General features: G+C 65.1%; 26 protein-coding genes and 1 other annotated feature. Of the genes, 17 read left to right on the forward strand and 9 right to left on the reverse strand.

Features of this window, described 5'->3' with window-relative positions:
• The 3 genes from C100_RS44100 to C100_RS44110 all read left to right on the forward strand — a co-directional run.
• Positions 1-424: tyrosine-type recombinase/integrase (locus C100_RS44100; RefSeq protein WP_024021557.1), on the forward strand; the 424-nt coding region annotated here is incomplete at its 5' end.
• An 11-nt stretch (positions 425-435) separates the two neighbouring features.
• Positions 436-1,380 (forward strand): acetyl-CoA carboxylase carboxyltransferase subunit alpha, encoded by a 945-nt coding sequence (locus tag C100_RS44105; protein WP_024021558.1) that lies wholly within the window; start codon positions 436-438, stop codon positions 1,378-1,380.
• A 177-nt stretch (positions 1,381-1,557) separates the two neighbouring features.
• Positions 1,558-3,030, forward strand: a complete 1,473-nt coding sequence (locus C100_RS44110) for a M48 family metalloprotease (RefSeq protein WP_052028381.1) — start codon at positions 1,558-1,560, stop codon at positions 3,028-3,030.
• Between the two features lie 67 nt (positions 3,031-3,097).
• Here C100_RS44110 and C100_RS44115 read toward each other — a convergent pair whose 3' ends face one another.
• Both C100_RS44115 and C100_RS44120 read right to left on the reverse strand, forming a co-directional pair.
• Positions 3,098-3,259 carry a Flp family type IVb pilin gene (locus C100_RS44115; RefSeq protein WP_024021560.1) on the reverse strand — a complete coding sequence of 54 codons (162 nt, stop codon included), beginning with the start codon at positions 3,257-3,259 and terminating at the stop codon, positions 3,098-3,100.
• Positions 3,260-3,397: 138 nt separating this feature from the next.
• Complete coding sequence (locus C100_RS44120) at positions 3,398-3,583, reverse strand: Flp family type IVb pilin (RefSeq protein ID WP_024021561.1); 186 nt, start codon at positions 3,581-3,583, stop codon at positions 3,398-3,400.
• A gap of 82 nt (positions 3,584-3,665) precedes the next feature.
• Here C100_RS44120 and C100_RS44125 point away from each other — a divergent pair, with 82 nt between their 5' ends.
• Positions 3,666-4,073 (forward strand): (deoxy)nucleoside triphosphate pyrophosphohydrolase, encoded by a 408-nt coding sequence (locus tag C100_RS44125; RefSeq protein ID WP_031310184.1) that lies wholly within the window; start codon positions 3,666-3,668, stop codon positions 4,071-4,073.
• Between the two features lie 60 nt (positions 4,074-4,133).
• Here the strand turns inward: C100_RS44125 and bfr are convergent, their stop codons facing one another.
• From bfr to C100_RS44140, 3 genes are all read right to left on the reverse strand, one after another.
• Entirely contained in the window at positions 4,134-4,613 is a 480-nt protein-coding gene (gene bfr / locus C100_RS44130) for a bacterioferritin (RefSeq protein WP_024021563.1), read from the reverse strand.
• A gap of 147 nt (positions 4,614-4,760) precedes the next feature.
• The gene (locus C100_RS44135; RefSeq protein ID WP_024021564.1) at positions 4,761-4,931 is read right to left on the reverse strand and encodes a (2Fe-2S)-binding protein; all 171 of its coding nucleotides are present in this window, start codon (positions 4,929-4,931) and stop codon (positions 4,761-4,763) included.
• A gap of 59 nt (positions 4,932-4,990) precedes the next feature.
• Positions 4,991-6,211, reverse strand: a complete 1,221-nt coding sequence (locus tag C100_RS44140) for a DUF418 domain-containing protein (RefSeq protein ID WP_031310185.1) — start codon at positions 6,209-6,211, stop codon at positions 4,991-4,993.
• A 75-nt stretch (positions 6,212-6,286) separates the two neighbouring features.
• Here C100_RS44140 and C100_RS44145 point away from each other — a divergent pair, with 75 nt between their 5' ends.
• On the forward strand, positions 6,287-7,057 hold the full coding sequence (locus tag C100_RS44145; RefSeq protein WP_024021567.1) for a methyltransferase domain-containing protein: 771 nt from the start codon (positions 6,287-6,289) through the stop codon (positions 7,055-7,057).
• Between the two features lie 25 nt (positions 7,058-7,082).
• On the opposite strand, the gene C100_RS0125360 is transcribed toward C100_RS44145, so the two are convergent.
• The 3 genes from C100_RS0125360 to C100_RS44155 form a co-directional block, all read right to left on the reverse strand.
• Positions 7,083-7,394, reverse strand: a complete 312-nt coding sequence (locus C100_RS0125360; RefSeq protein WP_031310187.1) for a GIY-YIG nuclease family protein — start codon at positions 7,392-7,394, stop codon at positions 7,083-7,085.
• 179 nt (positions 7,395-7,573) lie between these two features.
• Positions 7,574-9,796 (reverse strand): phosphoribosylformylglycinamidine synthase subunit PurL, encoded by a 2,223-nt coding sequence (purL, locus tag C100_RS44150; protein ID WP_024021568.1) that lies wholly within the window; start codon positions 9,794-9,796, stop codon positions 7,574-7,576.
• Positions 9,797-9,963: 167 nt separating this feature from the next.
• The gene (locus C100_RS44155) at positions 9,964-10,347 is read right to left on the reverse strand and encodes a hypothetical protein (RefSeq protein ID WP_024021569.1); all 384 of its coding nucleotides are present in this window, start codon (positions 10,345-10,347) and stop codon (positions 9,964-9,966) included.
• 180 nt (positions 10,348-10,527) lie between these two features.
• Here C100_RS44155 and C100_RS44160 point away from each other — a divergent pair, with 180 nt between their 5' ends.
• The 7 genes from C100_RS44160 to C100_RS44190 all read left to right on the forward strand — a co-directional run bounded on the left by C100_RS44160 (position 10,528) and on the right by C100_RS44190 (position 16,701).
• A complete protein-coding gene (locus C100_RS44160; protein WP_024021570.1) occupies positions 10,528-10,782 on the forward strand; it encodes an exodeoxyribonuclease VII small subunit in 255 nt (84 codons plus the stop codon).
• 6 nt (positions 10,783-10,788) lie between these two features.
• Positions 10,789-11,703 carry a polyprenyl synthetase family protein gene (locus C100_RS44165; RefSeq protein ID WP_024021571.1) on the forward strand — a complete coding sequence of 305 codons (915 nt, stop codon included), beginning with the start codon at positions 10,789-10,791 and terminating at the stop codon, positions 11,701-11,703.
• A gap of 4 nt (positions 11,704-11,707) precedes the next feature.
• Complete coding sequence (gene coaD, locus C100_RS44170; protein WP_024021572.1) at positions 11,708-12,220, forward strand: pantetheine-phosphate adenylyltransferase; 513 nt, start codon at positions 11,708-11,710, stop codon at positions 12,218-12,220.
• 125 nt (positions 12,221-12,345) lie between these two features.
• Positions 12,346-13,095, forward strand: coding sequence for a peptidylprolyl isomerase (locus C100_RS44175; RefSeq protein WP_024021573.1), 750 nt, complete (start codon positions 12,346-12,348; stop codon positions 13,093-13,095).
• A gap of 26 nt (positions 13,096-13,121) precedes the next feature.
• The gene (gene queA, locus C100_RS44180) at positions 13,122-14,156 is read left to right on the forward strand and encodes a tRNA preQ1(34) S-adenosylmethionine ribosyltransferase-isomerase QueA (protein ID WP_024021574.1); all 1,035 of its coding nucleotides are present in this window, start codon (positions 13,122-13,124) and stop codon (positions 14,154-14,156) included.
• A 141-nt stretch (positions 14,157-14,297) separates the two neighbouring features.
• Entirely contained in the window at positions 14,298-15,866 is a 1,569-nt protein-coding gene (locus C100_RS44185) for a M23 family metallopeptidase (RefSeq protein WP_031310189.1), read from the forward strand.
• 40 nt (positions 15,867-15,906) lie between these two features.
• Positions 15,907-16,701: an NTP transferase domain-containing protein gene (locus tag C100_RS44190; RefSeq protein WP_024021576.1), complete on the forward strand. Its 795-nt coding sequence runs from the start codon at positions 15,907-15,909 to the stop codon at positions 16,699-16,701.
• Here the strand turns inward: C100_RS44190 and C100_RS44195 are convergent.
• Positions 16,698-18,008, reverse strand: coding sequence for a lipopolysaccharide biosynthesis protein (locus C100_RS44195; protein ID WP_024021577.1), 1,311 nt, complete (start codon positions 18,006-18,008; stop codon positions 16,698-16,700). The two genes, C100_RS44190 and C100_RS44195, sit on opposite strands and share 4 nt — an antisense overlap.
• A 121-nt stretch (positions 18,009-18,129) precedes the next feature.
• Here C100_RS44195 and C100_RS44200 point away from each other — a divergent pair, with 121 nt between their 5' ends.
• From C100_RS44200 to C100_RS44220, 5 genes are all read left to right on the forward strand, one after another.
• Positions 18,130-18,900 (forward strand): phosphocholine cytidylyltransferase family protein, encoded by a 771-nt coding sequence (locus C100_RS44200; RefSeq protein ID WP_024021578.1) that lies wholly within the window; start codon positions 18,130-18,132, stop codon positions 18,898-18,900.
• Between the two features lie 148 nt (positions 18,901-19,048).
• Positions 19,049-19,104: a sequence feature (sul1 is cis-regulatory element that is thought to sense ions involved in sulfur or methionine metabolism; They are found in Alphaproteobacteria), on the forward strand.
• Between the two features lie 69 nt (positions 19,105-19,173).
• Complete coding sequence (locus C100_RS44205) at positions 19,174-20,664, forward strand: SulP family inorganic anion transporter (protein WP_024021579.1); 1,491 nt, start codon at positions 19,174-19,176, stop codon at positions 20,662-20,664.
• A 169-nt stretch (positions 20,665-20,833) separates the two neighbouring features.
• Entirely contained in the window at positions 20,834-21,481 is a 648-nt protein-coding gene (locus C100_RS44210) for a glutathione S-transferase family protein (RefSeq protein ID WP_024021580.1), read from the forward strand.
• Positions 21,482-21,636: 155 nt separating this feature from the next.
• A complete protein-coding gene (locus C100_RS44215) occupies positions 21,637-22,167 on the forward strand; it encodes a hypothetical protein (protein ID WP_024021581.1) in 531 nt (176 codons plus the stop codon).
• 111 nt (positions 22,168-22,278) lie between these two features.
• Positions 22,279-22,539 (forward strand): hypothetical protein, encoded by a 261-nt coding sequence (locus C100_RS44220; RefSeq protein WP_024021582.1) that lies wholly within the window; start codon positions 22,279-22,281, stop codon positions 22,537-22,539.
• Positions 22,540-23,778 lie beyond the last annotated feature (1,239 nt).

A 23,778-nucleotide genomic window follows, 5' to 3' on the forward strand; every position in this document is an offset into this window, starting at 1 on the left:
GCGCGGCAGGGGCGCGCGCGAGCGGCTGGTGCCGATTTCCGACCGGGCGCGGGGCGCGGTGGCGGCGTGGCTGCCCCATGTGCCGGCGGACAGCCCCTGGCTCTTTCCATCGGGCAAGAGCCATTTGAGCCGCATCCGCCTTTATCAACTGGTCAAGGCGATGGCCGCCGCCGCCGGCATTCCGCCCGACCGGGTCAGCCCGCATGTGCTACGTCATGCTTTTGCGACGCATTTACTGGAAGGGGGTGCGGATTTGCGCGCGCTTCAGTCGATGCTGGGCCATGCCGATATCGGCACGACGCAAATCTATACCCATGTCGACAGCCGACGGCTGGTCGAACTGGTCAATCAACGCCATCCACTGGCGACGATGACGCCCCGGATCGCGCATCCCCGCGTTGACGACGACGCGCCATCGCCTTAACGCCATCCGCCATGGTAAGCTTTCTGGAATTTGAAAAGCCGATCGCGGAGCTGGAAGCGCGCATCGTCGAACTGCGCGCCACCGCCAGCGTGGGCGACATCAATATCGACGGTGAGATTGCGACGCTGGAACAGCGCGCGGCCAAGCTGTTGATCGACACCTATGCGAAGCTGACGCCCTGGCAGAAAACCCAGGTCGCGCGGCACCCCGATCGTCCGCATTTCAAGGACTATGTCGCGGGGATGTTCGACAATTTCATGCCGCTGGCCGGCGACCGCGCCTTTGCCGACGATCAGGCGATCATCGGGGGATTCGCGACGCTGGGCGAGCGCAAGCTGATGGTGATCGGCCATGAAAAGGGGGACGACACCGCCAGCCGGGTGCGCCATAATTTCGGCATGGCCAAGCCCGAAGGCTATCGCAAGGCGATCCGCCTGATGGAACTGGCCGACCGCTTCGGCCTGCCGGTCGTGAGCCTGGTCGATACGTCGGGCGCTTTCCCCGGCGTGCAGGCGGAAGAACGCGGTCAGGCCGAAGCCATTGCCCGTTCGACCGAGGCGTGCCTGAAGCTGGGCGTGCCGATGGTCGCGGCCGTGGTGGGTGAGGGCGGCTCTGGCGGCGCGATCGCGCTGGCGGCGGCGAACCGGGTGCTGATGTTCGAACATGCCGTCTATTCGGTGATCTCCCCCGAAGGCTGCGCATCGATCCTGTGGCGCACCGCCGACAAGGCGAGCGACGCGGCGACCGCGATGCAGGTCACGGCGCAGCATCTGAAATCGCTGGGTGTGATCGACCGGATCGTGTCGGAGCCGGTGGGCGGCGCCCATCGCGAGCCGGTCGAGGCGATCGCCAATCTGGGCGCGGCGATCGAAGCGGAACTGAATTCGCTCGACGGGCTGGACGCCCAGGCGTTGCGCACCGACCGGGCCGACAAGTTCCTGGCGATCGGCGCCTAGTTTCGGATGCGTTGAACCGGCATCGTCTTTGTTTCGCTGCGCCCGCAAGGACGAAGTGGGATCATCGGATTGCGGCGGCAATTTCGAAGGGGCGATAAGTCCCTTCGTGCATCTTTTTGGGAACGCCCGGCGATGACGCATCGTTTCGTGACGGTAACGGCGAAGGGTGGAGAACGGATGAACTGGAAGCTGAAGCTGGGCTGCACGGGCGCGGCCCTGGCGGTGGCGCTGAGCGCGCCCGCGGTGATCGGGCAGCAGCGCGCGATTCGCACGGTGACGTCGATCAGCAGTCAGGACAAGGCGAGCGGCGCAAAGCAGCATCCTGAACTGCTCAAGGAATTTGGCGGCGCTTATGCGGGGCCGCAGGCAAAATATGTGGAGAGCGTCGGGCGGCGGATCGCGGTCCAGTCCGGCCTGTCCAATGCGCAGGGGGACTTCACCGTCACCTTGCTCAATTCGCCGGTCAACAACGCCTTCGCCATCCCCGGCGGCTATATCTATGTGACGCGCCAGTTGATGGCGTTGATGAACGACGAGGCGGAACTGGCCGGGGTGCTGGGCCATGAAGTGGGCCATGTCGCGGCCCGGCATGGCCAGCGGCGGCAGCAGGCGGCGCAGCGCAACGCCATTGGCGGCGCCTTGCTTCAGGCGCTGACTGGCGCCTTGCTGGGCGATTCGGGCTTTGCCGGCCTGATCCAGAAGGGGATCGGCACCGGCAGCCAGCTCCTGACCCTCAAATTTTCCCGCAGCCAGGAATATGAGGCGGACGATCTGGGCATCCGCTATCTGGCGTCGGGCGGCTATGATCCGCGCGCCTTGTCCGACATGCTGGCGTCGCTGGCGGCGCAAAGCAATCTGGACGCGCAGGTCGCAGGCAGCGCGCGATCGATGCCCGAATGGGCGAGCACCCATCCCGATCCGGCGTCCCGCGTGGAGCGGGCGGCGCGTGGCGCGCAGGCGACCCGTTCGACCAGCACGGCGCGTAATCGCGACGCGTTTCTGAACGCGCTGGACGGTGTGCTTTATGGAGACGATCCCAAGCAGGGCGTGATCGAGGGCAGCCGTTTTCGCCATCCGGCGCTGCGGCTGAGCTTTGCCGCGCCCAGCGGTTTTGGCATGGAGAACGGGACCGACGCGGTGTCGATCACCGGATCGGGTGGGCAGGCGCAGTTCGGCGCTGCGGCCTATCGCGGCGATCTGGCCGCCTATATCGACAGCGTCTTCGCCGCGCTGGGCGATGGGACGGGCGTGCCGACGGGGCAGGTCAGCCGGACGACCGTCAACGGCATCCCGGCCGCGTGGCGCACGGTGCGCGCGACCAGCCAGTCGAGCCAGGTCGATGCGACCGTCTTCGCCTATGATTTCGGCGACGGGAAGGCTTATCATTTCCTGCTGCTGACACCGGCGGGGCGAGGGATCGGCCCGTTCACGTCCATGGTTCAGTCAGTGCAGCGCCTGTCGGCGCAGGAGGCAGCCGCGATCAAAGCGCACCGGGTCGATGTCGTTACCGTCAAGGCCGGCGACACGGTGCAGTCGCTGAGCGGCCATATGGGTTATTCCGACTATCCGCTCGAACGTTTCCTGACGATCAATGCGCTGAGCGCCAACGCCATAGTGCGGCCGGGGCAGCGGGTGAAGATCGTCCGGTGATGACGGGCAAATGAAAAAGGCGACGGACATGGTGTCCGCCGCCTTTTTCCGCGAAATAAGCCGAAGCTTACTTCATGTTGTCGCTGACGCTGTTGAACGTGTTGGTCAGGTTGCCGCCCAGGCTGGTCATGGCGCCAATGGCGGCGACGGCGATCAGAGCGGCGATCAGGCCGTATTCGATCGCGGTGGCACCCTTTTCATTCTTCAGCATCTTACGGATGAACTGCATGTGACGTCTCCTTGAATGGATATTCGCGTTAAACTACCCGGCCGCCCCGCTTGGTAATTCGTGGTCAGCTGAGATCGAAGTAGCGGGACACAGTTGAAAAACACTTAATGCGATGGGGTGAGTGTCAAATGTTTAGAGTTAATTATTGGTAACCTTGTTTTCGACATCATCCCACATGTTGATGGTCTTGTTTGCGACATTGGAAAGCGCGACAATCATGGCGAGCACGATCATGGCGAGGATGAGGCCATATTCGACGGCCGTCGCGCCCCGCTCACATCCTCGCAGCCCCAGTCGGGCGAAATATTCGATAAGCCCGCGCATGACTTCCCCAGTTCGCTACAGACAGTCCCCGATGGATGTGTAAAGCGGCGAGGGTTAACAAACTGCTTGTGACCGGACGGATATGACGCCTTTTTCTCCCCTGCTCGTGGTTGCCGTAGCGTTGGTCGATGCGGACGGGCGGGTGTTGTTGCAGCAACGGCCGCCGGGCAAGGCGATGGCGGGCCTGTGGGAGTTTCCGGGGGGGAAGGTCGAGCCGGGCGAAACGCCCGAAGCTGCGCTGGTGCGCGAACTGGAGGAAGAGCTGGGGATCGGCACGCAGGAAAGCTGCCTGGCGCCGGCGACTTTCGCCAGCGCGCCGCTGGGCGACCGGCACCTGCTGCTCTTGCTTTATGTCTGCCGCAAATGGCGCGGCGTGCCGGAAGCGCGCCATGCGACCGCGCTCACATGGCTGCGCCCGGCGCAGATGTATGCGCTGGACATGCCGCCGGCGGACCTGCCGCTGATCGGGCTGCTAGAGGCGTTGCTGTAACGTCGGATGAGGGCTGGGGCGAGGCGCGCCGCCGGAGCGGTGGCCTCGCCCGATGCAGGCTTATTCTTCGGCGGCCTTGCTCTGGAGCTGGACATAATTGTGGATGCCCATGCGTTCGATCATTTCGAACTGGGTTTCCAGCGTATCGACATGCTCCTCCTCGCTTTCGAGAATATATTGGAACAGGTCGCGGCTGACATAGTCGCGGATCGATTCGCAATAGGCGATCGCGTCCCGCAGCACCGGCAGCGCTTCATATTCGAGTTCGAGGTCGGACTTGAGGATTTCCTCCACCGTCTCGCCGATTTTCAGGCGGCCCAGAAGCTGGAAATTGGGCAGGCCGTCGAGGAAGAGGATACGCTCCGCCACCTTGTCGGCATGTTTCATCTCATCGATGGATTCGGCATATTCGAACTTGGCGAGCTTTTCGATGCCCCAATGATGCAACATGCGATAATGGAGAAAATATTGGTTGATCGCGGTCAGCTCATTCTTGAGGACCTCGTTCAGATATTCGATGACTTTGGCGTCGCCCTTCATGGCGTTATTCTCCGGCGGATATGGAACGGCGGATCATATCGTTTCGGCATCACGCTGTTAAGCCGAAAAGCCTTGAAAATACGGGATTTTACGCTGCGCTATTGCGTCCCGTTCGCGCGGGTCCGCTGCGGATGATTTGCAGTCTTGTCAGACAGATGCGCGTTCGGCGGCGATGATGGTGCGGGCGAAGGAAACGCACTGGCCGCATTTGGGGCGGCGACCAAAGCGGGCATAGGCGCTGCACGGCGTGTCCGCCCCGTCGCGCGCGGCTTCCCGCACATCCTTTTCCCGAATCGCATTACAAACGCAGACGACCATCGAAGCTCTTCTCCTGATGGGCAGGAGATAGCGCATTTGATAATAGGTCGCAATAGTAATCAGCCGCTCTTGCGAATCTTTTGCGGTTGGCGCCGGCTCAGGCTGCGCCACAGCCATTCCGCCGGGCCGATCGCGAATCGACGGGCGTAAGATCCCGACCAGAGCAGCATGACCGCCCAGCCCCCCAGCACGTACAGCGGCAGGGCGGCGGGGCGGACATGGGCGAAATTGCCCAGGCCCCAGCCGTAGAAGATGGTGGTCATGACCAGGCTGGTGCCCAGATAATTGCTGAGCGCCAGACGTCCCGTCGCCGCGAGCCGGTCGACCAAGTCATGGCCGGGATAACGGGCGAGCAGCCACAGGATGAGCGCCGCCCAGCCGACGCTGAGGGGGATGCGGAAGGGGAAGGACCAGGCGAGCGCGGTCCCGAAGGTGACGAGCGGGGCAAAGCCGCTCCACCAGACCCAGAGGGCGAGCGCAATCATGGGCGGCACGCCGATCAGGAAACAATGGCGCGCGGTGCGGCGATATTGCTCGGCGGGCCACCGGCCGGTCAGGAAGCCGCCCTTGAGCATGGCCATGCCGAGCAGCATGAAGCCCAGCGTTTCGAGCGCGGTGAACAGGAAGCCCCAGAGCCAGTCGCCCGGCAAGCCGGCCAGCTTGTGCAGCAGCAGGGTGATGAAGTCGCCGCGATGCAGGGCGATTTCCTGCTGGATCGCGGGGCTTGCCGGATCGGACAGCGAGGCCATGAAGGTTGCGAAACCGGCCTGATCGCCGGGCGCGTGGCTCCATGCATAGAGGCTGCCGATAAAGCCCGCGACCAGCAGGAAATGCAGCAGGAACAGGAGGAAGGCCATCTTGACCAGCGCTATCGGCTCCCGATGGACGAAGGGCAGCGCGGCGAGGCCGACCAAGGCGTAGAGCATCAATATGTCGCCCCACCAGAGCAGCAGGAAATGGGCGGCGCCGATGACGAACAGCCAGCCGGCGCGCACCATCTGCGTTCGCGCGCCGTTGCGTCCGGCCATTTCCTCCCGGTCGATCAGCAGCAGCATGGATGCGCCGAACAACATGGCGAACAGGCCGCGCATCTTGCCATCGACCAAAATCAGGCTGCTGGCCCAGAAGGCGATGTCGCCCGCCGACAGCGGGCCGGCGGCGGCCGGGTTGGAATAGGCGCTTTGCGGCAGGGCGAAGGCGGTGATGTTCATCCACAATATGCCCATCACCGCGCAGCCGCGCAGCACGTCCATGGCGGGGATGCGGGAAGAGACGGTCATGGGCAGGAAATCCTTGAAGATGCTGGCCTTGAAGACACTGGTAAGCGGCGCGCGGCTCTGCCAAGGGGCCTAGCCATGATTGAGGGCCGCAAGCAACGGATAAGCGACGCATTCGGCGCGGCGGCGGCGCATTATGAGGATCATGCCGGGCCGCAGCGCTTTGCCGCGAAGCTGGTGGCGGACCTGGCCCAGCGGCAGAAGCCGGCGGATGTGACGCGCATATTGGAAATTGGCTGCGGCACCGGATTGCTGACGCGGGACATTCAGGCGCGCTGGCCGGGGGCGGAACTGGTGGCGACCGACCTGTCGCCCCGGATGCTGGAACAGGCGGCGGCCGGCGGGCTGGTGGCGGGCAGGTTCCTGACCATGGACGGCGAAGCGCCGCTGTTCGAGGGGCCGTGGTTCGACCTGATCCTGTCCAGCCTGGCGTTCCAGTGGTTCGACGATCTGGCCGGCGCGATCGCGCGGCTGGCGGGCTTGCTGCGGCCGGGGGGGAGCCTGATCTTTTCCACCATGGGGCAGGGCAGTTTCGCGCAATGGCGCGCGGCGCATGTCGCCTGCGGCGTTACGAGCGGGGTGCCGGACTATCCCACGCTGGCCGAACTGCGGGCGATGCTGGCGGGGTTCGAGGATGCCTTTGCATTTGATGAGACGGTTGCGCTCGATAGCGTCGGGGCAAAGGCATTGCTGGGGCACCTTAAGGGCATCGGCGCCGTGGTGCCGGGTGAGGGGCGGCATCCGCTGGACGCTGGCGCATTGCGCCGGGTAATGGCCGCCTATGACGCAGCGGGCGGCCAAGACAGCTATGAATTGCTGCTGGGCCGGGTGACGCGGCCGACGGTTTAACTTGCTGCATTGCCCTCGCGCGGGATCAGTCGGGAAGGCGCTCGAAGCCGAGCGGGATGGCAAGGTCGTCCCAGTGCAGGTTGCGCTCTTCGATCAGGGCGACCTTCCAGGCGCGGTTCCATTTCTTCAAACGCTTTTCGCGCCGGATCGCCTCGTCCATCGTGCCGTGCTGTTCGAACCACATCAGGCGGTTGACGCTATAATCATGGGTAAAGCCCGGCACCGCCCCGATACGATGTTGATCGATGCGCGTGATCAGGTCGGAGGTCACGCCGATGTAGAGCGTGCCGTTACGCTGGCTGGCCAAGATGTAAACGCAGGGCTGACGGACGCGCATTTGCCCAGCCTAAACCACCCGTCGTTCCCACGAAAGTGGGAACCCATGGCGCATCAAGCGGCTGGCGTGCGGTTGCGCAATGAGGGGGCGATTTGGGGCGACCCGATCGTGCGACGCCTATCAAGGTGGATGGGGATAGTTGGGTCCCCGCCTTCGCGGGGACGACGAGGATGTTGGGATTAGAGTTCGCTGTCCATCAGCTTGGGGAAGAAGCCTTCATGCGCGGTGCGCAGGTCGGTAAGGGGGATGCTGTAGCTCTTGTCCAAGACGACGGCTGAGCCAAAGGTATAACCTGCCTGGACGACGACAATGCCTGCTTCTTCGGCGCTGCGGCGGATACGTGCGGCATTGTCGTTGGTCGCAGTGACTATATAGCGGCCTTGGTCTTCGCCAAAGGCCTCTCCAGCGGTAAGGCCGAGGAGGCTAACGAAACCAATACCGCCAGCTAGTGCCATTTCGGTCGCTGCGACGAGAGGGCCGCCATCCGATACGTCATGTACGGCGCTTACCAGCCCGTCAGTGATGAGGCTGCAGACGAAGTTAGCGTGCTTGCGCTCTTGCGTGAGATCAACTGAGGGTGCGTCGCCAGCCTCAAGGCCATGCACTTCGCGCAGCCAAATCGATTGGCCTAGATGACCGCTTTCCCCACCGATGAGAAGAAGTTGCTCCTCTTCATTCTTGAACGCCACCGTCGCCATGACATCAACATCGGCCAGCAAGCCAATGCCACCAATTGCCGGGGTCGGCAGGATCGCGCTGCCGCCGCCCGTCGCCTTGCTTTCATTATAGAGCGACACATTGCCGCTCACGATCGGGAAGTCCAAGGCGCGGCAGGCGTCGCCCATGCCTTCGAGGCAGCCGGTGAGCTGGGCCATGATTTCCGGGCGCTGCGGGTTCGCGAAATTGAGGCAGTTGGTGACAGCCAGCGGCGTCGCGCCGACCGCGCTCAGGTTGCGATAGCATTCGGCGATTGCCTGCTTGCCGCCTTCATAAGGGTCGGCATAGCAATAGCGCGGGGTGCAGTCGGTGCTGATCGCGATGCCCTTGTTCGAACCATGGACACGCACGACGGCGGCGTCGCCGCCGGGGCGCTGGACCGTGTCGGCACCGACCATATGGTCATATTGTTCCCAGATCCAGCGGCGGCTGGCGATGTCAGGGCTGGCCATGAGCTTGATGAGGTCCGCGCCGATGTCGGTGCTTTGGGGAATGTCGCCGAGCGGCTGCACGGCGGCCCAGACCTGATAATCGGCCTTCGCCATCGCGGGACGATCATAGAGCGGCGCGTCGTCGGCAAGCGGGGCGAGGGGGATGTCGCAGACGATCTCGCCCTTGTGCTCCAGCACCATGCGGCCGGTGTCGGTGACGTGGCCGATGACGGCGAAGTCGAGTTCCCATTTGCGGAAAATGGCTTGGGCGAAATCCTCGCGGCCGGGCTTCAGCACCATGAGCATCCGCTCCTGGCTTTCCGACAGCATCATTTCATAGGCGGTCATGCCGGTTTCGCGTTGCGGCACGTCGTCCATTTTGAGGTGAAGGCCAACGCCGCCCTTCGACGCCATTTCGACGCTGGAGGAGGTGAGGCCGGCCGCGCCCATGTCCTGGATCGCGACGATCGCGTCGGAGGCCATGAGTTCGAGGCAGGCTTCGATCAGCAGCTTTTCGGTGAAGGGGTCGCCCACCTGAACGGTCGGGCGCTTGGCGTCGGCGTCGTCGCCGAAATCCGCGCTCGCCATGGTGGCGCCGTGGATGCCGTCGCGGCCCGTCCTGGACCCCACATAGACAATCGGGTTGCCGACGCCGGACGCGGCGCTGTAGAAAATCTTGTCGGTGTCGGCGATGCCCACGGTCATCGCGTTGACCAGGATATTGCCGTCATAGGCGCGGTGAAAATTCACCTCGCCCCCAACGGTCGGCACGCCGACGCAATTGCCATAGCCGCCGATGCCGCGCACCACGCCGCTGATGAGGTGGCGCATCTTGGGATGGTCGGGCCGGCCGAAGCGCAGCGCGTTCATGTTGGCGATCGGCCGCGCGCCCATGGTGAAGACGTCGCGCAATATGCCGCCGACGCCGGTCGCCGCGCCCTGATAGGGTTCGATATAGCTGGGGTGGTTGTGGCTTTCCATCTTGAAGATGGCGGCCTGACCATCGCCGATGTCGACCACGCCGGCATTTTCGCCGGGGCCGCAAATCACCTGGGGGCCGGTGGTCGGCAGCTTCATCAGATGGATCTTGGACGATTTGTAGGAACAATGTTCCGACCACATAACCGAGAAAATGCCCAATTCCGTGAGGTTCGGCTCACGGCCGATCGCCTTCAGGACGCGGTCATATTCTTCCGGGCTGAGGCCATGTTCGGCGACGATTTCCGGGGTGATCTGGGTAGCGGTGCTGGACATGTGCGCGCCTTTAGCGAGGGCGCGGGGGATTCACAATGGCCGCGTGAGCGCAGGGGGGCGGGCAGGGGGATGGGGCGGTTGCCGATCGCCACGCGGGTTGCACAAGAAAAAGGGCCGGACCCTAGGGAAGGTCCGACCCGGTTTGGTTGTGCAGGAAAAAGGTTCGATCAGACGTGGCAGGCCTGGGCGTTCTTGCCGGGGACGGAGATCGTCACTTCGTCGCCCTGGCCCGACACCTCATAGCCGCCTTCGGCGGTGTAGGGCTGGCCGGCTTCCGGCGCGGTCAGCTTGGTGGGGGCGCCGGTCTTTTCCATGCGCAGGTTCGCCGTCTTGTCGTCAGTCATGAAGTCGACGAAGATCAGGCTGTTGTCCTTGCAGCGATACTGCTTGTTGTCCTTGACCGACGGCGGCAGCTCGACCGGCGCGGCGTTGGCGAGTTCCGCCGCCATCGGGTCGGCAGGGCCGCCCACGACTTCGGGTTCGTCATTCTTGTTGCAGGCCGACAGCAATGCGACGCTGGCGACGGCGAGGAGGGGGAAATATTGTTTCATAGCGATCCTTTTATGTGCATGTGCAACATGCTGCGTCAACGCAAAAGAGCGGCTTACCCGCCATGTCCGTGAAATGACGTCATGACTGTTTCATGACGATCGGGCGGACAAACGCCTTATTGCCGGGTGATTGCGGCCTGCGGGCTTGACCATGAGGCTGGGCGCGGTCAATGCAGGGGGATGGCTGAGGATATATCCAACCCCGATCCCGCGACCCTGTCCTTCGAGGATGCGCTGCGCGCGCTGGAACAGATTGTGCGCCGCCTCGAAAGCGGGGACGTGCCGCTCGACGAGTCTATTTCGCTCTATGCGAAGGGCGAGGAACTGCGCAAACGCTGCACAGAACGGTTGCAGGCGGCCGAGGCGCGCATCCAGAAGCTGACGGTCGACGCCAATGGCGCGGTGACCGGCGCCCAGCCCTTCGGCGCGGACTGACCCGCCATGACCGGGGGGGCGTATCCCACCGCTGCCGCCCATGTGACGGCGCGCGCCGCGCAGGTGGCGGGCGACATCGACACCATGTTCGACCGGCTGCTCGCCATTCCCGACGATCCGCGCCGGCGCCTGTATCAGGCGATGCGCCATGCCGCGATCGGCGGCGGCAAGCGGTTGCGGCCGCTGCTGGTGCAGGCGGCCTGCGACCTGTTCAACATCTCGCGCGATTCGGCGCTGCGGGCGGGATTGGCGATCGAGTGCATCCATGTCTATTCGCTGATCCACGACGATCTGCCGGCGATGGACGATGACGATCTGCGCCGGGGGCGGCCGACCGTCCACAAGGCCTTTGACGAAGCGACCGCGATCCTGGCCGGCGATTGCCTGCACGACCTGGCGTTCCAGGTTCTGGCGGACGAGGAGACGCACCCGGACCCGTTCGTGCGCGTCGAACTGATCAAGGCGCTGGCGCTGGCCAGCGGTCCGGCCGGCATGGCGGGCGGGCAGATGATGGACCTGGAGGCGGAGAAGGCGCGCTTCGACCTTGCCACCGTTACCCGGCTCCAGCACCTCAAGACCGGCGCGCTGATCTGCGTCTGTGTCGAGGCGGCGGCGATCATGGCGCGCCTGCCGCATGAGGCGCGCACGCCGCTGCATGGCTATGCCCGCGACATTGGCCTGGCCTTCCAGATCGCCGACGACCTGCTCGACGTCGAGGGGGACGCGCAACTGGCCGGCAAGGCGCTGGGCAAGGATGCGGCGGCGGGCAAGGAAACCTTCGTATCGCTGCTGGGCGTGGAGCGGGCGCGCGAACAGGCGCAACTGCTCGTCGCGCAGGCCAAGGCGCATCTCCATGGCCATGGGGCAGAGGCCGACCTGCTGCGCGCCATCGCCGACTATATCGTGGAAAGGGACCGCTAAGCCTATGACCAGACAGCGTATCGGCGTTTACCCCGGCACTTTCGATCCCATCACCCTGGGGCATATGGACATCATCCGGCGCGGCGCGAAGCTGGTGGACAAGCTGGTCATCGGCGTCACCACCAATATCAGCAAGACGCCGATGTTTTCCGACGAGGAACGATTGGAAATGGTGCGCCGCGAATGCGCGGACATCGATACCGAGATCGTCGTCAGCGGGTTCAACTCGCTGCTGATGGACTTTGCCGAATCGCAGGGCGCCAGCGTCATCATCCGCGGGCTGCGCGCGGTCGCAGACTTTGAATATGAATATCAAATGGCGGGCATGAACCAGCAGATCAACGGCCGGGTCGAAACCGTCTTCCTGATGGCGGACGTGTCGTTGCAGCCGATCGCGTCGCGCCTGGTCAAGGAAATCGCGCTGTATGGCGGGCCGATCCACAAATTCGTCAGCCCCGCCGTGCGGGCGGAGGTGGAGGCGCGGGTCACCGAAATCGGACGCAAGGGGCAGGGGTGAAAAAGCCCGGTCCCCGTTCGTTTCAGCCTGGGTTCAGTTGCCAATCGCGATCAGCGCGCTATCAGGGCGGTGATATCGGGATGACTGGCCCCCTGCGGCACAAGAGATCAAGGAAGTCTTACCTCATGCGTTTCACTTGCGCGCTCAAGACCGTGGCGATCGGCCTCGCCCTCACCGCGTCCGGCGTAGCCTATGCCCAGGGCGGCGGGGGCGGCGGCAATGCCGAGGAAATGAAGCGGGCGGAAGCGGCGGTGCGGGCGCAGGAAAATGTCAAGGTGCTGGAAGGCACCACCGCCCCCAAGCTGCCGCCGGCCACCGTGCCGGCCGACCCGCAGAATATCTGGGATCTGGACCTGTCGAGCGGCGGGCGGGTGCGCATCCAGTTGCGCCCCGACATCGCGCCCAACCATGTCGAGCGGATCAAGGAATTGACGCGGCAGGGCTTTTACAACGGCCTGAAATTCCACCGCGTCATTCCCGGCTTCATGGCGCAGGGCGGCGATCCCAAGGGTGATGGCACCGGCGGGTCGCAACTGCCCGACCTCAAGGCCGAGTTCAACCCGATGCCGCATCTGCGCGGCACCGTGTCGATGGCCCGCGCCCAGAGTGAGGACAGCGCCAACAGCCAGTTCTTCATCCTGTTCCTGCCGCGGATGCAGCTCGACAAGAAATATACCGTCTTCGGCCGGGTGATCGAAGGGATGCAATATGTCGATGCGATCCACCAGGGCGAGCCGCCGGCCGACCCGACCGTGATCCTGCAGGCGTCGATCGAAAGCGACGGCAAGCCGCCGGTGACCGCGCCGATCACGCCCGCTGCCCCGGCTGCGCCGTCGATCCTGCCGTCCGGCCCGCTGACCCCGCCGGGTCAGTAAGGCGGCGTCCGCGCCGACAAACCGCCATGCGCGTCGACCTGTTCGATTTCGACCTGCCGCCCGAGAATATCGCGCTGCGGCCCGCGTCGCCGCGGGACAGCGCGCGGCTGTTGGTGGCGGCGGGCGAGGGGCCGTTCGAGGACCGGATCGTGCGCGACCTGCCGTCGCTGCTGCGCGCGGGCGATGTGCTGGTGTTCAACGATACCAGGGTGATCCCCGCCCAGTTGGAAGGGGTGCGCGGCCAGGCGCGGATCGGCGCGACGCTGCACAAAAGGCTGGGGCTGCGCCAGTGGCAGGCCTTTCTGCGCAACGCCAAGCGGGTGCGGGAGGGCGACAGGATCGATTTCGGCGCGGGGGTGAGCGCGATCGCTGGCCCGCGCGACGATGATGGCGGCGTGACGCTGGATTTCGAGGGCGAGGAGCCGGTCGAGCTGCTGCTGGAGCGGGCGGGCACCATGCCGTTGCCGCCCTATATCGCCAGCAAGCGCGCCACCGACGCGCGCGACCGCAGCGATTACCAGACCATGTTCGCGCGGGAGGATGGCGCGGTCGCCGCGCCCACCGCCGCGCTGCATTTCACGCCGGACCTGATGGAGGCCATCGCGGCGGCGGGCGTGCTGACCCAGACGCTGACCCTGCATGTCGGGGCGGGCACGTTCCTGCCGGTCAAGGCGGAAGACACCCAGGATCACCGGATGCACGCCGAATGGGGGCGGATCGACGCGGTGACCGCCGAGCGGCTGAACGCTGCGCGGGCGGCGGGCGGGCGGTTGATCGCGGTCGGCACCACGTCGCTGCGCCTGCTGGAAAGCGCGGCGGGGGACGATGGCGTGATCCGGCCCTTCGCCGACGAAACCCGCATCTTCATCACGCCGGGCTATCGGTTCCGGGCGGTGGACGGGCTGATGACCAATTTCCACCTGCCCCGGTCGACCCTGTTCATGCTGGTCAGCGCGCTGATGGGGCGGGAGCGGATGCAGGCGGTGTATCGCCATGCGATCGCGACGGGCTATCGCTTCTACAGCTATGGCGACAGCAGCCTGTTGCTGCCACAGGGGTGATGCCGGAGTGCGCTCCACCTGCCCATCTCGCTTCGTCCCATGCGCGACTCGGGTCGGAGCATGTTAAATTGACTTTAACCCAACAGGGTTCACAACGGCCGCGCGGACGCATATGCGGGTTGGCGCGTCGGCATGGTGGCAATGCCCTTGGGGGTCGCGGGTTTGTTTCAGGAAAACCAGTTCGGGTTTCAGCAAGGTGGCGCGCCCGCGTCGCTGTGGCTGGCGGATTCGCTGCGGCAGGAAGCGCCCGTGCGGCCGCAGGACTGGCGCACGCGGTTGCGCGACTGGGCCGAGGATGTGGAACTGGTCCCCGACCTTGGCCAGCGCATCGGCAGCCGCACCTGGTTCCGGGGCCTGGCGACCTGTTTTGGCCTGTGCGCCACCGCCCTTTACCTCTCGCCCGGTTTTCAGCCGGTCCCCGGCGCGCCCGGCCCGACGCTGAGCGATGCCCATTATGACGAAGTGCGCAGCCAGATGCTCACGCCGCTGGCGCTGGGCGGGGACAGCGGCCATCGCATGGGCGCGACCGATGCGGTGCAGCCGCTGCGCGAGACGCCCGAGCGGCCGCAGATCGAACTGAGCGCCCAGGTCGGCAGCAGCGACACGCTCGCCCGCGCCCTGTCGCGCGCCGGGGTCAGCAGCAGCGACGTCGCCACCGTCACCGGCATGGTGGGCGAGGATATCAGCGGCGGCGTGAAGCCGGGCACCCGGCTGGACATCGTGCTGGGCCGCCGCGCCAGCCGCGACCGGCCGCGCCCGCTCGACCATCTCGCCTTTCGCGCGCGGCTGGACCTTGGCGTTTCGATGGACCGGCTGGACGGCGTCTTGTCCATCAAGCGGGTGCCCATCCGCGTGGACGCTACCCCGCTGCGCATCCAGGGCGTGGTCGGCGACAGCATCTATCGTTCCGCCCGCGCGGCCGGCGCCCCGCCCAAGGCGGTGCAGGCGTTCCTGCGGGTGATCGCCAAGCAGGTCGACCTGGGGTCGATCGCGGCGGGCGACCGCTATGACATCGTCACCGAATATCGGCAGGCCGAGACGGGCGACGTGGAGGTGGGCGAGCTGCTCTATGCGGGCCTGAAGCGCGCGCGGGGCAAGGCGATCGACATGCTCAAATGGACGAGCAACGGCCGCACCGAATGGTTCGAGGCGTCGGGCGTGGGCGAGCGGCGCGGCGTATTGTCCGCTCCCGTCGCGGGGCGCATGTCGTCGGGCTATGGAATGCGTCGCCACCCGATATTGGGCTATACCCGGATGCACGCGGGCATCGACTTCGCGGCGCGCTATGGTTCGCCCATCTATGCCGTGACCGATGGCGTCGTCGCCTATGCCGGGCGGCATGGCGGCCATGGCAATTATGTCCGCATCCAGCATGGCGGCGGCCTGGCCACCGGCTATGCCCATATGAGCCGGATCGCAGCAGCGGTGGGCCAGCGGGTGCGGCGCGGACAGGTGATCGGCTATGTCGGGTCGACCGGCCTGTCGACCGGGCCGCATCTTCATTATGAACTGTATCGGGGCGGCGCGACGGTCAATCCGCTGTCGGTCAAGTTCACCACGACGGCGCAGCTTGCCGGGCGCGAACTGGCGGCGTTCCGGGCGAAGCTGGCCGCCTATCAGGGACTGGCGATCGGGCCGCACCAGCGGTTCGCGCAGGCGGGCGACGATGCGAGCGCCGACGCCGTGGTTCCGGCAGCGCGCGGCAAATAAGCTGCTTTGCGGACTCGTTCCGCTCCGCTAACGGACGGCGATGAATAGCCGTCCGCCCGCCGCCGTCACCGCCATCCTGCTCGCGGGCGCGCGGCCCATTCCCGATCCGCTGGCGCAGGCCGCCGGCGTGCCTGTGAAGCCGCTGGCGCCGGTTGGGGGCGAGCCGATGATCAACCGCCCGGCACGCGCTTTGCTGGCGCATCCGGCCATCGGCGAGGTGATCGTGCTGACCCAGCGGGCCGACGCCTTCGCCGCCGATCCCGCCACCGCCTGGCTGGCCGCGCATCCGCGCGTGCGGTTCGAACGGGGCGGGCAGGGGATCGCATCGTCGCTGCTGGACCTGATCGAGACGCGGGCGCTGTCCTTTCCGCTGCTGCTGACGACCGCCGACCATGTGCTGCTGGACATGGCGATGCTGGACCAGTTCGTGGCCGAGGCGGCGGGGGCGGACATTGCGGTCGCCATGGTGGAGCGGGCGACGCTGCTGGCGCGCTATCCCCAATCGCGGCGGACCTGGCTCAAATTCCGGGACGGCTGGTGGTCGGGCGCCAATATCTTCTGGATCGGCAGCGCGAAGGCGCGGCCGGTGATCGCGCTGTGGCAGGAGGTCGAGCAGGACCGGAAAAAGGGGTGGAAGATATTGTCCGCCTTTGGCCCGGTGGCGCTGGCGGGGGCGCTGCTGCGCATCGTGACGCTGCGCGGCGGCATGGCGCGGATCGGGCGACGCTTTGGCCTGACGGCGCGGTTGGTGGCGATGGCGAGCCCGGAAGCCTGTATCGATGCCGACAAGCCGGCCGATGTCACGTTGATCGAGGCGATATTGGCGGCGCGCTAATATTTCGCGACCGCGCGGCGGCTGGCGAGGCCCATCATGACGAACCCGGCGAGCGCGGCGACGATGTTCGCCATCGCCGCGCCATGCGTGCCATAGAGCGGCAGCAGCGCGGTTTGCAGGCCGAGCAGCAACAGGGTCGAGAGAAAGGTGATGCGCAGCGACAGGCCGGCGCGGTCGGTCGCCATCAAGAGCGGGCGATAGCTGACGCCGATGAGGTCGATGCAGGCCGCGACGCCCAGCATCAGCAGCAGCGGATAGGCGGGCAGAAATGCAGGGCCGGCGATCAGGCCCAGCAGCGGATGGCCGATCGTCAGGATGAGGCCGATGATGACCGCGCCCGCCGCCAGCGCCAGCCGGTTGGTGCGGCGAAACAGCGCGCCCAGCGCGTCCGCGCCCTGGCCATGGGAGCGGGAGAGTTCGACGAAGATGCTGCGCGAGAGGAGGCTGGAAATCTTGGTCAGCGAATTGGCGAGCTGGTTGGCGAGGCGATAGAGGCCGGCGCCCGCCGGGCCGACAAAGCCGCCGACGATCAGCACCGCGACCTGCTGGCCGATCGAGGACAGGCTGGTTTGAAGGTTGGTGGCGGTCAGGAAGCCGATGATGCCGGGATTTTCACGCCGCGCGTCCAGCGCCCGGCCCGCGCCCCAGCGCCCGATCCGCCCGCGCCCGACCCGCAGGGCAAGGCGCCAGTAGCTGAGCGCGCAGAGCAGTTCGGCAAAGGCCCAGGCGATCAGGAAGCCGGTGATGCCGGGCATGACGATCCAGGCGACAAGCGCGCCGATCATCCGCCCGACCGGGATCATGGTTTCGGCGAAGGCGGCGGAATCGAAACGGTCGAACAGGCGCAATATGCCGGTGGGGCTGGAGCGGATGGTGACCATCATCACCATGCAGAACAGCCAGACCTGAAGCCCCATGCCCGGCCCCAGTTGCAGGGTGTCGCCCAGAAACAGGATGATGGCCGCCGCGATCAGCCCGCCGGCCAGGGCGGAGCACAGGTCGATCAGGATGCAGAAGCGCAGCACGCGGTTGAGCGCATCGCCATCGCCGCTCGCCAGATGCGGCTGGCCATAGCGCACCACAATCTGCCAGCTGTCGAAGGACACCAGCGTCTTGATGACGTTGGCCGCGCTCAACACCAGCGCGAATCGGCCGAAATCGGCGACGCCCAGCGTGCGGGTGACGATGGCGAGATAGGCGAGGCTGAGGACCGCGCCGACGCCCTTGCCCCCCAGCAGCCAGCCGGTATTGGCCAGGATGCGGGCGAACCCGTCCCCCGCCGCCGCGCCTGGCTTGCGTTTGAACATCACTTCGACTGCCGGCCTTTCCTGTCCCCCGCCGGTCGTCCGGCACGCGCCTATCTAGGGACAGTCGCGCCGAGATTGAAGCCGCCTTTTTTTTGGCAAAATTGCCGCCTAAAGGGCCGCGATGACCATCAGCAAAGCCATCATCCTGTCCGCCGGCCAGGGCTCGCGCCTGTTGCCGCTGACGCGCGACATTCCCAAATGCATGATCGATTTCAACGGGCGCAGCCTGATCAGCTGGCAGGTCGCCGCGCTGGTCGCCAATGGCGTGACCGACATCGTCGTCGTCACCGGTTTTCGCACCGAGCGGGTCGAGGATCATGCGCTCCAGCTCTATCGCGAGACCGGCGCGCGCATCCGCACCGTGTTCAATCCCTTTTTCCAGGTCGCCGACAATCTGGGCACCTGCTGGATCGTGCGGGAGGAGATGACGCAGGACTTCATCATCCTGAACGGCGACACCATCGTGTCGGAAGAGATTGTGGCGAAGCTGATCGCAGGCGCGCAGGACGCGATCACCGTCACCGTCGACGTGAAGCCCGACGGCGAATATGATGATGACGACATGAAGGTGAACCGAGACGCGAGCGGTCGGCTGCACCATATCGGCAAGCGGCTGCTGCCGCCCGACACCAATGCCGAATCGATCGGGATGCTGGCCTTCACCGGCGAAGGCCCGGCGATTTTCCGCAACCAGATCGACCAGATGATGCGCACGCCCGAAGGCGTGGCGCGCTGGTATCTGCGCGCCATCGACATCATCGCCAAGGGCAATCGCGTGGGCACGGTGTCGATCGACGGGCTGGACTGGCAGGAGGTGGATTTCCCGCAGGATGTCGACGCGGCCATGGCGCTGACCGCGCAATGGGTGGCCGAGGGGCGCTACGGCAAATAATCGGGGCGATGGGCGTCCAGCCGTGCTGGCCCGCCCCGCTGCGGCTAAAGCGCTGCGCGCTCAGGTCTCGCTGCCCCTCCTGTAAACGGGCGGGGCGTTCGCGCGGGCTTGCCTGTCGCGGGGCGGGCGGGTAAGGGCGCTGCATTCGCTTGGACCCGGTGAAATTCCGGGTGGCTATTCCGGCCGCCGATCCGCCGGACAACAGCACACATGATCTTGAGGGAAAACGCGCCCGTCGCGGCGCCATGTGCCTTGTTGTGGAATTTCAGACAAATGACCGAGACTTTTACCCGCTACCGCCGGCAGTGGTTCAGCACCGGCACGGCCGCGCGGCATGACGTGCTGGCCGGGATCGTCGTCGCGCTGGCGCTCATCCCCGAAGCCATCGGCTTTTCCATCATCGCGGGCGTCGATCCGCGCGTGGGGCTTTATGCGTCCGTCGCGATCGCCATCACCATATCGCTGATCGGCGGGCGGCCGGGGATGATTTCCGCCGCGACCGCCGCCGTCGCCGTGCTGGTGGGGCCGCTGGTGCGGGAGCATGGGGTCGAATATCTGTTCGCCGCGACCATATTGATGGGCGTGTTCCAGGGGATTGCGGGGCTGTTGCGGCTGGACCTGCTGATGCAGTTCGTGTCGCGATCCGTCATCACCGGATTCGTCAATGCGCTCGCCATCCTGATCTTTGTGGCGCAGTTGCCGCAGCTGACAAATGTGAGCTGGGAAACCTATGCCATGGTCGCGGGCGGGCTGGCGATCATCTACCTGTTCCCGCGGCTGACCAGGGCGGTGCCATCGCCGCTGGTGGCGATCCTGCTGCTGACCGCGATCAGCATCGGCCTTGGCCTGCCGGTCCATAGCGTCGGCGACATGGGCAAGCTGCCCGAAGGCCTGCCGAGTTTCGCGCTGCCGCAGGTGCCGCTGACATGGGAGACGTTGCGCATCATCGCCCCCTATGCGGTGACGATGGCGGCGGTGGGGCTGCTCGAATCGCTGCTGACCGCGCAGATCGTCGATGACATGACCGACAGCGAAAGCGACAAGCGCCGCGAGTGCGTCGGGCAGGGTGGGGCGAACATCGTTTCGGCGCTGCTGGGCGGCATGGGCGGGTGCGCGATGATCGGCCAGTCGGTCATCAATGTGACGTCGGGCGGGCGCGGGCGGTTGTCGACCTTTGTCGCGGGCGCGTTCCTGTTGTTCCTGCTCGCGGTGCTGGGGCCGTGGGTCGGACGGGTGCCGATGCCCGCGCTGGTCGCGGTGATGATCATGGTGTCGATCGGCACGTTCAGCTGGAATTCGATCGCCAATCTGCGGCGGCATCCGCCGACATCGTCGGTGGTGATGCTGGTGACGGTGGTGGTCGTGGTGGCGACGCGCGACCTGTCGCTGGGCGTGCTGGCCGGCGTGCTGCTGTCGGGCATCTTCTTCGCCGGCAAGGTGCAGCGCATGTTCGCGGTGGAGCGGGGCGAGGAAGGCGGCCGGGTGATCTATCGCGTCAGCGGGCAGATTTTCTTCGCGTCGGTGGATCGCTTCACCCGCGCCTTGCAGGAGGAAAGCGGCGCGGCGCCAGTGACTATCGACGTGTCCGCCGCGCATTTCTGGGACATTTCGGGCGTCGGCGCGCTCGACAAGATCGTCGCGCGGCTGCGTGCGCAGGGCCGGCAGGTCGATGTGATCGGCTATAACCGGGCGAGCGCCGACCTGATCGACCGCTTCGCACTGCACGACAAGACCGGGGTGGAGATGGGCGTCACGCCGCATTAGGGTATCATGCGGAAAAATGGGAACCGGATTGTCTCCAAAAGTCGTGCAATAACAAAAGCTTATGGTGCACGACCTGCATCCGGTCCAACGCGGCGCTCTCTGGATGGTTGCAATCAGCTACTGGAATGGCATGGTCCGGCTCATCCCATGAGAGAGAGGAGTCGGACTTATGATCATCCATGGCGCCAGGCCATCGCCCTTCGTGCGCAAGGTCATCGTCTTTGCCGCGGAAAAGGGCATTGCTGCGGAGGTGCGCACGGCCGGCTTCGGCCGCGGCGAGGAGGGCTATCTCAACGGGTCGCCCTTCGGCAAGATTCCGGCGCTGGAGGATGGCGATTTCCTGCTGTGCGATTCCACCGCGATCATAACCTATATGGACGCCCTGCGGCCTGAGCCGAACCTGATCCCGACCGAAGCCAAGGCGCGGGCGCGGACCATCTGGTTCGAGGAATTTGGCGATACGATCGCCCAGGCGGCGGGGCAGAAACTATTCTTCAACCGCGTGGTCGCCAAGATGGTGAAGCGGCCGCCGGACTTGGCGGCGGCGGACCGGGCCGAAGCGGAAGAGATGCCGAAAATCTATGATTATCTGGAAAGCGCGCTGCCGGAAAGCGGCTGGCTGATCGAGGATCGCTTTACCCTGGCCGATCTGGCGGCGGCCTGTCCGCTGATCAATGTCGGCTATTGTTCGGATGGGCTGAGCGCGGCGCGCTGGCCCCGCACGACCGCCTGGCTGGCGGCGGTGAAGGCGCGGCCGAGCGTCGCCGACGCCCTGCGCGAGGAAGCGCCGCTGGTTCAGGCGATGCTGGATAAATAACCTATATGGAACATTCCGCTTGACATCGTCACGCTGTCATGGCAGAGATGTGGATATTGGGAAAATCTGAGTCGCGACGGCGACATGGCAAGGGGCCGGTTCCAGGAAGGAGCCGGCCCTTTTGTCATGCGCGCACGGTCAAGGGAGGGGCGGGGATGGCAGGCAGCGCGAGCGAGGGGGAACTGGTGCCGCAGCGGCAGGCGATCGGCGGACAGAAGCGGGTGCAGAAGCGCAAGCAGCGCAGCGACACATGGACGCAGGCGCAGGTCCGGGAGTTCATGGCGGTGCTGGCCGAAAGCTGCAACGCCAGCGAGGCGGCGCGCGCGGTCGGCAAATGCCGGCAGGGCGCCTATGATCGCCGGCGGCGCGACCCGGCCTTTGCCAGGGCGTGGGACGCGGCGCTGGACCAGGGCTATGCCGAACTGGAACTGATGCTGATGCGCGCGGCGCTGCATGGCAGCGAAAGCGAGGAAATCACGCTGGACGGGGAGGGCGCGGTCAAGACGCGCAAGGTCAAGCGCGCGCCCAATTTGAGCGTCGGGCTGCGGCTGTGGCAGCATTATCGCGAACGGGTCGCCAAAATCCGGGGCACGTCCGACGACGCCGGGCCTACGCCCGAGGAGCAGGCGCAGGTGCGCCGGGCGCTGGCGGAAATCCGAAGACGGCGCGCGGCGGCGGGGGAATAGCGGGGCGATGTCGGGGTGACAGGAGAGGCAGGACGTTCGATCCGCAGGACGCGATCCGCGTTAACCATTTTCCAGCCGGAACGGACTGAGCGGCCGCAGCATTGTGGCACAATGACGTTGGAAAACATGATCCTGGAGCAACTGGGCGCCGGTCCGGTGCGATCGCTGGAACTGACGGGGGCGGACCCGGACGAAGTGGAGCTGACGTTGAAATTCATGGTGGCGCGGCGGCAGATTTGCCGGAAGGCAGGGCAGATTTCGCTCTTCTGGCACCGGCATATGATCTTTGCCCCGCCGGTCGTGGTGAAGCGCAAGATCATGGCGCCGGCCGGGGATAGGGAGCTTGAAGGGGAGCGAATGTGTAAGGCGTAACACCTAAGGAGATGTTGAATTATAATCTTGAATTTATGCTGATAATAAGGTGTCTATTTAGTAAAGTGAATGACGATTTAGAGATTTTGTATGTTTACTGTTCTCTGATTTCCGAAATTATATAGAAGATTCATTTTGCTACTGGAAGAAATATATCAGCTTGATACCGAGCGAAAGCCACGGAAGTCTTAGAAACATTGTAGAGATCGGCGATCGTGTATTACAGGGCAGGCGGAACGCAATTTCATCTGCATAGAGGAAGGCAGGCGGCGGCGGGCGAGGTGGCGGAGTGCCAGCAAACGGGACCATCGCGCGCTATTTCGATGCCGGGCCGGAGCCTGCCCCCTTCATCTGGTCTCTCCGAGTGTTTTTGCATAAGGATGATGAGAGATAAAGTGGCGCCAACAACGTAGCTGGCACCACTTCTAACGGCAGGTTTATAGGTTAGTTAAATCCGCAACTTCCGTAGCAGGGGGTTCCGGGTACGGGGAGCGGATAAGGGTCCGGGGTACCGCCGCCTGATTCCTCGCCACCATAGATGCGAGGATAGCACCAAGCAGCAGCTTGGTCGGGATTGCCAAAGCCGTCTTGCACGTAACGCGCAACGCATTGCTCGTACTCGGCGTCAAGAGCGTCCCAATCAGTAGCGGACGCCGAACTGACATACAGGGGAGCTACAAGCATCACTGCGGCGATCAAAAATTTTTTTCTTGTCAATTGCATTCTCCTTGTCCTCCAATTGAGGCTATCAAGAGTGCTTTTGGAGTCAACGACTTGATATCTCAGAATAGGATCTAACGGGCATTGTCATGGTTTGATATATGCAACAGTCGACCTGGTGCGGCGGTTCGACCGGTTTGAGCGCGGCGGGACGATCATCGCGCCGGCCGGGGCCGACGCGGCGGCAAAAGGAACCCCCGGCGCGAGGCCGGGGGTCGAGGTTCAGGGGAGGGCCAGCGGCGGCAGAGGGGGGATCTGCACAGGATGCCGCTGACAAAGACGAGGTAGCGCGGATATGCGTCCGGCACATGTCCCGTTTGTTGCGAAGGATGGGCGCGGCGGGTCCATGATGCTGCGGATGCATCGCGCCCAGCCCCCTCCCCTGACAGGGAGGGGGTGGCTGATCCCGATTTTGGTATTCGGCGAGAGGAAGGCCGGCGGCGTCGATCGCCGCCGTTGCCCGGTCAGCGCCCGGCGGTGATTTCGAGCGCGGGATCGACCAGCGAGTTGCGCGGCGCG

It is taken from the genome of Sphingobium sp. C100 (assembly GCF_000508185.1).
Taxonomy (GTDB): domain Bacteria; phylum Pseudomonadota; class Alphaproteobacteria; order Sphingomonadales; family Sphingomonadaceae; genus Sphingobium.

Excerpts from the sequence above, each read along its gene's own strand:
- C100_RS44135 (WP_024021564.1), bottom strand. The coding sequence starts at position 4,931 with ATGGTCGTCTGCGTTTGTAATGCGATTCGGGAAAAGGATGTGCGGGAA.
- C100_RS44205 (WP_024021579.1), top strand. The coding sequence starts at position 19,174 with ATGACCGAGACTTTTACCCGCTACCGCCGGCAGTGGTTCAGCACCGGC.
- C100_RS44195 (WP_024021577.1), bottom strand. The coding sequence starts at position 18,008 with ATGTTCAAACGCAAGCCAGGCGCGGCGGCGGGGGACGGGTTCGCCCGC.
- purL (WP_024021568.1), bottom strand. The coding sequence starts at position 9,796 with ATGTCCAGCACCGCTACCCAGATCACCCCGGAAATCGTCGCCGAACAT.
- C100_RS44185 (WP_031310189.1), top strand. The coding sequence starts at position 14,298 with ATGCCCTTGGGGGTCGCGGGTTTGTTTCAGGAAAACCAGTTCGGGTTT.
- C100_RS44215 (WP_024021581.1), top strand. The coding sequence starts at position 21,637 with ATGGCAGGCAGCGCGAGCGAGGGGGAACTGGTGCCGCAGCGGCAGGCG.
- C100_RS44200 (WP_024021578.1), top strand. The coding sequence starts at position 18,130 with ATGACCATCAGCAAAGCCATCATCCTGTCCGCCGGCCAGGGCTCGCGC.
- bfr (WP_024021563.1), bottom strand. The coding sequence starts at position 4,613 with ATGAAGGGCGACGCCAAAGTCATCGAATATCTGAACGAGGTCCTCAAG.
- C100_RS44145 (WP_024021567.1), top strand. The coding sequence starts at position 6,287 with ATGATTGAGGGCCGCAAGCAACGGATAAGCGACGCATTCGGCGCGGCG.
- C100_RS44190 (WP_024021576.1), top strand. The coding sequence starts at position 15,907 with ATGAATAGCCGTCCGCCCGCCGCCGTCACCGCCATCCTGCTCGCGGGC.
- coaD (WP_024021572.1), top strand. The coding sequence starts at position 11,708 with ATGACCAGACAGCGTATCGGCGTTTACCCCGGCACTTTCGATCCCATC.
- queA (WP_024021574.1), top strand. The coding sequence starts at position 13,122 with ATGCGCGTCGACCTGTTCGATTTCGACCTGCCGCCCGAGAATATCGCG.
- C100_RS44125 (WP_031310184.1), top strand. The coding sequence starts at position 3,666 with ATGACGCCTTTTTCTCCCCTGCTCGTGGTTGCCGTAGCGTTGGTCGAT.
- C100_RS0125360 (WP_031310187.1), bottom strand. The coding sequence starts at position 7,394 with ATGCGCGTCCGTCAGCCCTGCGTTTACATCTTGGCCAGCCAGCGTAAC.
- C100_RS44220 (WP_024021582.1), top strand. The coding sequence starts at position 22,279 with ATGACGTTGGAAAACATGATCCTGGAGCAACTGGGCGCCGGTCCGGTG.
- C100_RS44115 (WP_024021560.1), bottom strand. The coding sequence starts at position 3,259 with ATGCAGTTCATCCGTAAGATGCTGAAGAATGAAAAGGGTGCCACCGCG.
- C100_RS44210 (WP_024021580.1), top strand. The coding sequence starts at position 20,834 with ATGATCATCCATGGCGCCAGGCCATCGCCCTTCGTGCGCAAGGTCATC.
- C100_RS44110 (WP_052028381.1), top strand. The coding sequence starts at position 1,558 with ATGAACTGGAAGCTGAAGCTGGGCTGCACGGGCGCGGCCCTGGCGGTG.
- C100_RS44155 (WP_024021569.1), bottom strand. The coding sequence starts at position 10,347 with ATGAAACAATATTTCCCCCTCCTCGCCGTCGCCAGCGTCGCATTGCTG.
- C100_RS44165 (WP_024021571.1), top strand. The coding sequence starts at position 10,789 with ATGACCGGGGGGGCGTATCCCACCGCTGCCGCCCATGTGACGGCGCGC.
- C100_RS44105 (WP_024021558.1), top strand. The coding sequence starts at position 436 with ATGGTAAGCTTTCTGGAATTTGAAAAGCCGATCGCGGAGCTGGAAGCG.
- C100_RS44160 (WP_024021570.1), top strand. The coding sequence starts at position 10,528 with ATGGCTGAGGATATATCCAACCCCGATCCCGCGACCCTGTCCTTCGAG.
- C100_RS44140 (WP_031310185.1), bottom strand. The coding sequence starts at position 6,211 with ATGACCGTCTCTTCCCGCATCCCCGCCATGGACGTGCTGCGCGGCTGC.
- C100_RS44120 (WP_024021561.1), bottom strand. The coding sequence starts at position 3,583 with ATGCGCGGGCTTATCGAATATTTCGCCCGACTGGGGCTGCGAGGATGT.
- C100_RS44175 (WP_024021573.1), top strand. The coding sequence starts at position 12,346 with ATGCGTTTCACTTGCGCGCTCAAGACCGTGGCGATCGGCCTCGCCCTC.